The organism is Stenomitos frigidus ULC18, assembly GCF_003003795.1.
Lineage (GTDB): Bacteria > Cyanobacteriota > Cyanobacteriia > Leptolyngbyales > Leptolyngbyaceae > Stenomitos > Stenomitos frigidus_A.
In genome coordinates, this window is record NZ_PVWK01000114.1 from 1 (window position 1) to 7,599 (window position 7,599).

The 7,599-nt window shown below is 51.2% G+C and carries 10 protein-coding genes, 1 tRNA gene and 1 pseudogene; 4 read left to right on the top strand and 8 right to left on the bottom strand.

The window, feature by feature from the left end; all coding sequences use genetic code 11:
* The first annotated feature begins 126 nt into the window (after positions 1–126).
* A complete protein-coding gene (locus tag C7B82_RS20750; protein ID WP_106258244.1) occupies positions 127–1,434 on the top strand; it encodes a pentapeptide repeat-containing protein in 1,308 nt (435 codons plus the stop codon).
* A 125-nt stretch (positions 1,435–1,559) separates the two neighbouring features.
* Positions 1,560–1,625: pseudogene (locus C7B82_RS35225) on the top strand (DUF4926 domain-containing protein); the annotation flags it as partial.
* Between the two features lie 12 nt (positions 1,626–1,637).
* Here the strand turns inward: C7B82_RS35225 and C7B82_RS35230 are convergent.
* Positions 1,638–1,838, bottom strand: coding sequence for a hypothetical protein (locus tag C7B82_RS35230; protein ID WP_181357589.1), 201 nt, complete (start codon positions 1,836–1,838; stop codon positions 1,638–1,640).
* Here C7B82_RS35230 and C7B82_RS35235 point away from each other — a divergent pair.
* Positions 1,743–1,991: a hypothetical protein gene (locus tag C7B82_RS35235; RefSeq protein WP_146141223.1), complete on the top strand. Its 249-nt coding sequence runs from the start codon at positions 1,743–1,745 to the stop codon at positions 1,989–1,991. The two genes, C7B82_RS35230 and C7B82_RS35235, sit on opposite strands and share 96 nt — an antisense overlap.
* Here C7B82_RS35235 and C7B82_RS35240 read toward each other — a convergent pair.
* The 6 genes from C7B82_RS35240 to C7B82_RS20785 form a co-directional block, all read right to left on the bottom strand.
* Entirely contained in the window at positions 1,954–2,196 is a 243-nt protein-coding gene (locus tag C7B82_RS35240; protein WP_181357590.1) for a hypothetical protein, read from the bottom strand. The genes C7B82_RS35235 and C7B82_RS35240 overlap by 38 nt on opposite strands.
* A gap of 203 nt (positions 2,197–2,399) precedes the next feature.
* Entirely contained in the window at positions 2,400–2,627 is a 228-nt protein-coding gene (locus tag C7B82_RS20765) for a hypothetical protein (protein WP_106258248.1), read from the bottom strand.
* 123 nt (positions 2,628–2,750) lie between these two features.
* Positions 2,751–2,824: transfer RNA gene (locus tag C7B82_RS20770), tRNA-Arg, on the bottom strand.
* A gap of 140 nt (positions 2,825–2,964) precedes the next feature.
* The gene (locus C7B82_RS20775; protein WP_106258250.1) at positions 2,965–3,417 is read right to left on the bottom strand and encodes a PPC domain-containing protein; all 453 of its coding nucleotides are present in this window, start codon (positions 3,415–3,417) and stop codon (positions 2,965–2,967) included.
* A 106-nt stretch (positions 3,418–3,523) separates the two neighbouring features.
* Positions 3,524–4,324, bottom strand: coding sequence for a DsbA family protein (locus tag C7B82_RS20780; protein ID WP_245940021.1), 801 nt, complete (start codon positions 4,322–4,324; stop codon positions 3,524–3,526).
* A 94-nt stretch (positions 4,325–4,418) separates the two neighbouring features.
* Entirely contained in the window at positions 4,419–4,994 is a 576-nt protein-coding gene (locus tag C7B82_RS20785) for a Uma2 family endonuclease (RefSeq protein ID WP_106258252.1), read from the bottom strand.
* 146 nt (positions 4,995–5,140) lie between these two features.
* Here C7B82_RS20785 and gatA point away from each other — a divergent pair, with 146 nt between their 5' ends.
* Positions 5,141–6,607 (top strand): Asp-tRNA(Asn)/Glu-tRNA(Gln) amidotransferase subunit GatA, encoded by a 1,467-nt coding sequence (gene gatA / locus C7B82_RS20790; RefSeq protein ID WP_106258254.1) that lies wholly within the window; start codon positions 5,141–5,143, stop codon positions 6,605–6,607.
* 85 nt (positions 6,608–6,692) lie between these two features.
* On the opposite strand, the gene C7B82_RS20795 is transcribed toward gatA, so the two are convergent.
* A complete protein-coding gene (locus C7B82_RS20795) occupies positions 6,693–7,331 on the bottom strand; it encodes an urea amidolyase associated protein UAAP2 (protein WP_106258255.1) in 639 nt (212 codons plus the stop codon).
* Positions 7,332–7,599 lie beyond the last annotated feature (268 nt).

Genomic DNA, 7,599 nt, shown 5'->3' on the forward strand with positions numbered 1-7,599 from the left:
TTAACCCAGAGAGAAAAGGAAGAAGAAAGAATAGGTTTTGAAAGAGTTTGAGCGCTTTTTATAAAGCAACAGCTCTATTGCCATTGCATCGCCTCACATTGAGTCTGCACGATAAAACAGAGGTGAATGCGGCAAGTATTGAAGCGTGATGAGAAGCCAACGCGTCCAGTAGACCCAGCCCAACCAACGCTACAGCAAACGGTCAGCCTCTACGAAATCTCCACTACTCTGGATGTATCTGCACGTAACCAGCAGCACCGGAGAAATAGCGGCAGGATGCTCAAAGCCTTAATGCAAAAGCCCCTTTTGAGCACGATCGGCAGCGTGGTCGTAGTGCTCGTCCTCTTGGGAATATGGAAGATTCCCCAATGGCAAGTGGCACCGCTACAAAAGCAAATCGATGCGCTGCAAGCATCAGGCAAACCCGCCGATCCTGAAAAAATTGCCCCACTCGAAAAGTCGAGACTCGATGCCGAGAATACCTCACGAACCGTTTTAGTGCAGGGAGTCGGCGGGCTATTGGTCTTTGCCACCATCTTCATCTCCTGGCGCAACTTGAGAGCTACACAGGAAAAACAAGTCGCCGATCGCTTCAGCAAAGCCGTGGAACAACTGGGCAGCGACAATATCCACGCACGGTTGGGTGGCATCTACGCGCTGGAACAAATCGCAAAGGATGCCGAAGAGAAGTATTACTGGCAGGTCATGGAAACGCTGACTTCTTACGTAAGGGAGCGATCGCCCTGGCCACCGAAAGCCACCAAAACGCATTCCTCGTTTGTGCAAGTGGCATTGGAGGCGATGGCAAACAATGAAACTCAGAGTGATGAAAAAATTCCACCGTTAGCGATCGATGTTCAAGCCGTGATGACTGTCCTTGAGCGACGTAGACATACTTACAGACACCCTCTAGAACGTCGTCCACTCGATCTATATAAAGCTGACTTGCGCCAATTGAAACTGCCGCCGAAGGCTCAACTCAACCAGGCTAATCTTGCCGGAACCAATCTACAAGGAGCAGATCTTTTAATGGCAAATCTGCAAGGAGCCAATCTTATGATGGCGAATCTGCAAGGAGCCAATCTTATGATGGCGAATTTGCAAGGGACTAAGCTTACGCTGGCAAATTTGCAAAAGGCTCTCCTCCATAGGGCGAATTTACAAAAGGCAGTCCTTTGGGGGGCGAATCTGCATGAAGCAAACCTTTGGGAAGCGAATCTTCGAGAGACAAAATTCAAGAACCCTCCAAACCATCTGACTGTGTTTGGAGTACAAGAAGCCGTTGGACTCACTTGGAAACAACTTAACGTAGTAGCTTCCTATAGAAGAGCACTCTTGCCAGACTACTTGCCACCAAAACCGCCGCAAGCAGAAACGGCTCAATCGGCAACACAAGCGACTGAATCGGTTCAGGCTGAAGGTGAGACGGAATGAATAGAACTGACGCAAACCTCGCAGGTTTTAACCAAGAGTGAGGCACCGAACCAATGTAATCGCTTAAACCTCCGAGGTTTTGGTCAAATGGGTAAGTCCTGATGAAAACAAACGCAATCAAATGATTGGATGTTGTAGCGCTAACGGTTGATCTGGCTGACTACAACCTGTGGCGTGGACACGTCGGAACCGTGGTTAAGCTGCTAGCCGATGGGGCTGCCTTTGAGGTGGAGTTTAGCGATCGATCGTTCATGTTGCACCGAGGCCACAGCCGGGACGGGTAAGTTGGTCATGCGTTCAAATTGGTGTTGCAGTCGATGCAGGGTGAAGGTGCCCGTTACCAGCTCCGGTTTAAGATCGTCAGCCACTGCCACCTCTTTGTCTTGAGTGGCGGCAAGAGACAACGCCTCGACGATCCAACGAGTGGCAGTATCGGGGTTTCATTTGCTGCCAGCGAGCGCGCCAGTCTGCATCGGGGAGCAAATCCTGTGGTCATTGGCAATACAGAAACGCTCTGGGCTAGTGGCGTAGACGCCCCATCACCTGACGGTAGTTGATGCAGCGTGCTCGTCGCATCGCAGTACTGCCATGCACGTGCCATCGAGGTAGCTCGACTACTTCTGTCGTGCCAACAAAGCCGACCAGTCGGTCATGATAGAGGGGCAAGGTGAGTTGTTGTCCAAGCGCGAGAAAGCACCCTGTAGAGGCTGCAGCGCACACTGATGGTGCTATGGGTACTGACTCGACTGCTGAGGACTTCATAATCCGCCGTCCGATAGCGGGGCAACACCTGCAGTGTCGGTTGTTCCAATGCAAATTTCTGCTGGCATTTGGCAGTGAGTTTGGCAATCACCGCTTCGATGAAGACCTGATACTGAGCAACGGTCTCGACATCAAAGCGACCTCAACGATACAGCGATCGCCACAAGCGGCGTTGCGGATTTGCGGTACAGTCCGTACGCTTATCATGCCAACAAACTCTGAGCATTACTGTTGCTGTGATGGCTCTCCAGATGCCGCTGGTAGTCTAGAAACGACTCGCTTTGCATGAAAAACACCGAAAATGCAGTCAATAACGCCTCTTTCAGGCTGTATTTTGTCCCATTACTCGCTTGGCGAGCGTCTTCCATCGGGGCGATCGCCCGATTCAGATAGGCAATCAAAGCCCCAAAACTCAGCTTCATTGGCTCCATCAGGATTCTCTTTGAAAAGTCTTCTGATGCTCCTGCTTGCCCTTACCCTTTGTCAAAATCTGAATTTGGAATTGCTGCTTCAGAATGCCTTAAAGAAGGGGTTTTGGCTCGATTCAAACTGTACGGGACTGGCGGGATTCGAACCCTCGACCTACCGCTTAGGAGGCGGTCGCTCTATCCATCTGAGCTACAGCCCCAGTTATAAGCCTGATTATAACAGGCGACAACAAGGCAATGAAGACGAAGCAAGGATGGTTTATGTGCAGTCAGCACAAGTTCCTTAACGACCTTATGGAGTGAGTAGTGTGAGGGTTCGGACTTAAGCGCAAGCAAGCCTCTACAGGGGTTTTAGCAGCGTCACCTTGAGCTTAAAGTTGCCGCCAGCCAGTTCGCCAAAGGCACGGACACGAATGAAGTAGGTACCAGCCTTGGTAATACGGGTGAATAAAAGTGAGTTGGTACTGCCATCAGGTCCGTCATCATTCTCAGCAACAGTAGAGCCATCGCTTCCAATGAGGGTGACGATCGTGTCAAAGTTTTCAGAGGTCAGGTCGATCGACAGTTGATCGCCCTCTTTGAGTTGCAATACATAATCGCGTGCAAAGCCACCCTGCCCAGTAGGGAGATCTTTATCGGTTAGCTTATCTGTAATCGTTTTTCCAGACGCGATTGGGATTGGCTTATAGATGGCGCTTTGGGCATTGGCGCTCAACGCACTCATGCCGACTGCAACCAGCATGAGCGGAACAAGCAGCGCAAGACGAAGCCCGGCAGTCGAACAATGATTCATGAATGCAGTTGGTTTAGAGGGGAGGATTCAAGCCCGTCAACATTATGGCTTAGCACTAGGAAGTTGTGCGTTGTGAGTTTTGACCACTGACTCTTTCCTTCTGCCTTCAACCTTTACTAACCCGCCCCAACACTTCCTCCAGTTCATCTACAGAGCTAAGACCCGTCAAGGTTTCTCCATTCATGATGAAGAAGGGCGTACCGGAAAGCCCCAGCTTTTTACCTAGTTCAATATCCTGCTGAATGGCTGTTTCAGCATTCGCACGATCGCGATCGAACCGCTTCAGATCCAGCTTGAGTGTCTTTGCTGTTGCCTGATAAAACGACTCTCCTAGCTGTTCTTGCTGGGTAAAGAGTGCATCGTGATATGCCCAAAACTGACCTTGCTGCCCTGCTGCCCACGCTGCTTTAGCCGCAGGCATTGCCTCTGCGTGGATACTCGTCAACGGAAAGTGCTTGTAAACCAGAGTCACCACATCACTATGTTTTGCCATAAACGGCTTCAAGATTGCATGTGCTTTGCTGCAATAGGGGCATTGAAAGTCCGAAAACTCAACCAATAGAACCTTGCCGGACTTTGCGCCGGTTGTAGGAGACGACCCAATGACCGCTTTGGGATTCGTCTTTGTCTGTTCGAGAAACGCTTGCTGCTCTTTTTGCTGTGCTGCTTGCTGTTTGCGCTGGTACGCCTGCACCGAATCGAGAATGGCTTCTGGGTTCTCTCGAATGATTTGTAAGACTTGCTCTTTAAGCTGTGGGCTAATTTGACTGTCGGCTTGCATCGGAGTGGAACAGCCGAAAAGGGTCAGGCATATGACCAATAGCCCTGCCAGCCAACCAGACCAGCGGGTCGAAAACGGATACTGCATTGAGACGATCGCCATATACTTCAATCGCAAACTGCTCACAACAACTCAGGCAAGGCTAACACCTTAGCGTCTCTTTATCTTACGCTTGGGGGCGATCGCTCAACAGTGCCTTACTGCCTGCGAGTACAAAATATCAAGCCGTCAGAATTCCAGCTAGCGCGAGTACAAACCCAGGCATGATGCTCCCTCCAGACAGATTGGCGGGCTTTTCAAGCCGTTCTACGGGCTGATTTGGTTTGTAAATTTCAACCACTTCTGTCTCTGGATCAAGCAGCCAACCCAATTGCAAACCATTTTCTAGATACTCTTGCATCTTTGCCTGGAGATCCATCAGTTCGTCACTGGTAGACCGCAACTCAACAACAAAATCAGGGCAGAGCGGCACATATTTTTTCCGTTGTTCTGGTGTTAGGGCTTGCCAGCGCTCTAACCGTACCCATGCGGCATCAGGAGAACGAATCGCACCATTCGGCAGCCGAAAACCTGTGGAGGAGTCAAAGGCAACACCCAAGCCAGCTTGATCACTCCAGACTTCCAAACGAGCACTTAATTTAATATTGCGTCGCCCTGTCTCTCCTCCGGTTAGTGCCACGATGACCAGCTCTCCCTTTGCTGTGCGCTCAAATTTTAAGTCTCGATTGGCTTGGCAAATTTGCTCAAACTGCTCATCGGTGAGTTCTAACGTGGGGCGCAGGGCTAGAGTAAACACGATGTCTGTCTCTGAGTCATGAATGGCTAGCTTCACTATAAGAGATCCAGCGGTTGGAAGCGGCGAAGTCGCATGTTACACGACGATCGCAGTTGCTCTGAACCGTATACTGTAGTTTGCACGTTGAGTCAGAACGAGGTTATGGCATGGCATCCATTGGCAGGGCATCCATTCGTGAGTTGCATCAGCAGCTTATCCGCAAGGAGCGATCGGCAGTTGAAATCACGCAACAAGCCCTCGATCAGATTCAGGCGTTGGAGCCAAGGCTGCATAGCTTTTTGCAAGTCACAACAGATCATGCCTTAGAGCAAGCGCGGCAGGTCGATGCCAGGATTGCAGCGGGCGAAGACATTGGGCTGCTGGCAGGCATTCCGATCGGCATCAAAGATAACCTCTGCACCAAAGGCATTCCCACCACCTGTGCGTCTCGCATTCTGGAAAATTTTGTGCCGCCTTATGAATCCACAGTGACGCAGAAGCTAGCCGAGGCAGGGGCAGTAACCGTTGGCAAGACCAACCTGGATGAGTTTGCGATGGGTGGCTCAACCGAAACATCCGCGTTTCAACTCACGGCGAATCCCTGGGATACTTCACGAGTGCCCGGTGGCTCGTCGGGTGGTTCGGCAGCAGCCGTCGCCGCCGGAGAATGTACCGTCTCGCTCGGTTCTGACACAGGTGGTTCGATTCGCCAACCCGCCTCGTTCTGCGGCATTGTGGGCATGAAGCCAACCTATGGACTGGTGTCGCGCTACGGACTGGTCGCCTTCGCGTCTTCGCTGGATCAGATCGGGCCCTTTGCACGATCGGTGGAAGATGCCGCCATTTTGCTGGGCGCGATCGCGGGCTACGATCCCCAGGACTCCACTAGCCTCAAGGTTGACGTGCCCGACTACACGCAATATCTCACGACTGACCTCAAAGGTAAAAAGGTGGGCGTGATTACGGAAACCTTTGGCGAGGGGCTCGATCCAGCGGTGGAAAAAGCAGTGCAAGGGGCGATCGACCAGCTTAAAAGTCTCGGCGCTGAAGTACGGGAAATCTCCTGTCCTCGCTTTCGGTACGGCATTGCGGCGTACTACATCATCGCGCCGTCTGAAGCCTCGGCAAATCTTGCTCGTTACGATGGCGTGAAGTATGGTGCCCGGATTCCCGATGCCGAAAACCTGATGGATATGTACACGCGCACCCGTGCTGAAGGCTTTGGGGCCGAGGTGAAACGCCGCATCATGATTGGCACCTACGCGCTGTCGGCGGGCTATTACGATGCCTACTACCTCAAAGCACAGAAAGTGCGGACGCTGATCAAGCAGGACTTTGAAGCCGCCTTTGAGCAGGTGGATGTGTTGGTCAGCCCGACTGCGCCGTCTACTGCCTTCAAAGCTGGCGACAAAACGACCGATCCCCTCAGTATGTATCTCATTGACCTGATGACGATTCCCGTCAACCTGGCAGGATTACCCGGTATCAGCGTTCCCTGTGGGTTTGATGGGCAGGGCTTGCCGATCGGGCTGCAAATTATTGGCAATGTCCTACGCGAAGATCAGGTCTTGCAAGTCGCCTATGCCTACGAGCAAGCAACCGAGTGGCACAAGCAGAGTCCGATTGTGAAGTGAGCGCTTACGCAGAAACCGGGTTTCTTTGCAAATATGTCGTTTGAGTATTCAAACTATCTCCAGAAACCCGGTTTCTTGCAGACCCTTACACCGCATCCCAAATAAGCAACTGAATGGGAGTCGGATTGTAGCCATTGCAGGGGTTGTTCATCTGCGGACAGTTGGAAATCGCCACCAGCGTATTCATCTCTGCCCGTAGATCAACGATGCTACCCGGATCAGAAATACCATCCACAATTTCGAGAGTGCCGTCCTCGCTCACAGGCACATTCATAAAAAAGTTGATATTGCTCGTCATATCCCGTTTGCCCAGGCCGTAATCTTTAATGGCATAGAGGAAATTTTCTACACAGGCGTGCTGCCATTTCTTATCCAGCCCAAACCGCACCGAATTGCTTTCACAACTACACGCGCCACCCGATGTGTCATGCCGTCCGCAGGTGTCTTTGAGGACAGTCATCAGCACATTCCCATCGTTCGAATACAGCTTTGTGCCTGTAGTGATGAAAATATTGCCCTGTGCCCGAATCGTATCAGGGGCGCTGTATCGCTCGCTCGGATCATCCGCGTTATAGACCAGAAAATCCACGGCCTGATTGCCGCCTAAATCCACAATCCGCAACACCTGTCCTTTCGTCAACACCTTCGCCCAGGGCTTACGGGAAGGCAATACCTGATCATAAATCGCCTGTTTTGGGTCAAGTTCAACTACTGCCGCTACCATCGTGCAATCCTCCAAAGCAATGACTACTGACTTAAGTTTTGAGTTTTGAGTTTTGAGTGTTGAATGTTGAGTTGTAGGAGAGCTTTGAGTTCAGCCTTTAGCCTTCTGAATCCCAACTTCTGGCTTCTGAATCCTTCCAACAACTAACAGCTAACAACTCTTCTGCCTTCTGCCTTCTATCCTCTGTCTGCCTTAGGAGATTTCTAGGAATGAATTTACCCGCTAGCAGGTTGAATAAGGATATCCCATTTTGGTAATTCTGGATTGC

What these genes read in the sequence shown, in the direction of transcription:
- C7B82_RS20750 (WP_106258244.1), top strand. Translation starts at nt 127, where the DNA reads ATGCGGCAAGTATTGAAGCGTGATGAGAAGCCAACGCGTCCAGTAGAC.
- C7B82_RS35240 (WP_181357590.1), bottom strand. Translation starts at nt 2,196, where the DNA reads ATGAAGTCCTCAGCAGTCGAGTCAGTACCCATAGCACCATCAGTGTGC.
- gatA (WP_106258254.1), top strand. Translation starts at nt 5,141, where the DNA reads ATGGCATCCATTGGCAGGGCATCCATTCGTGAGTTGCATCAGCAGCTT.
- C7B82_RS20795 (WP_106258255.1), bottom strand. Translation starts at nt 7,331, where the DNA reads ATGGTAGCGGCAGTAGTTGAACTTGACCCAAAACAGGCGATTTATGAT.
- C7B82_RS20775 (WP_106258250.1), bottom strand. Translation starts at nt 3,417, where the DNA reads ATGAATCATTGTTCGACTGCCGGGCTTCGTCTTGCGCTGCTTGTTCCG.
- C7B82_RS20765 (WP_106258248.1), bottom strand. Translation starts at nt 2,627, where the DNA reads ATGGAGCCAATGAAGCTGAGTTTTGGGGCTTTGATTGCCTATCTGAAT.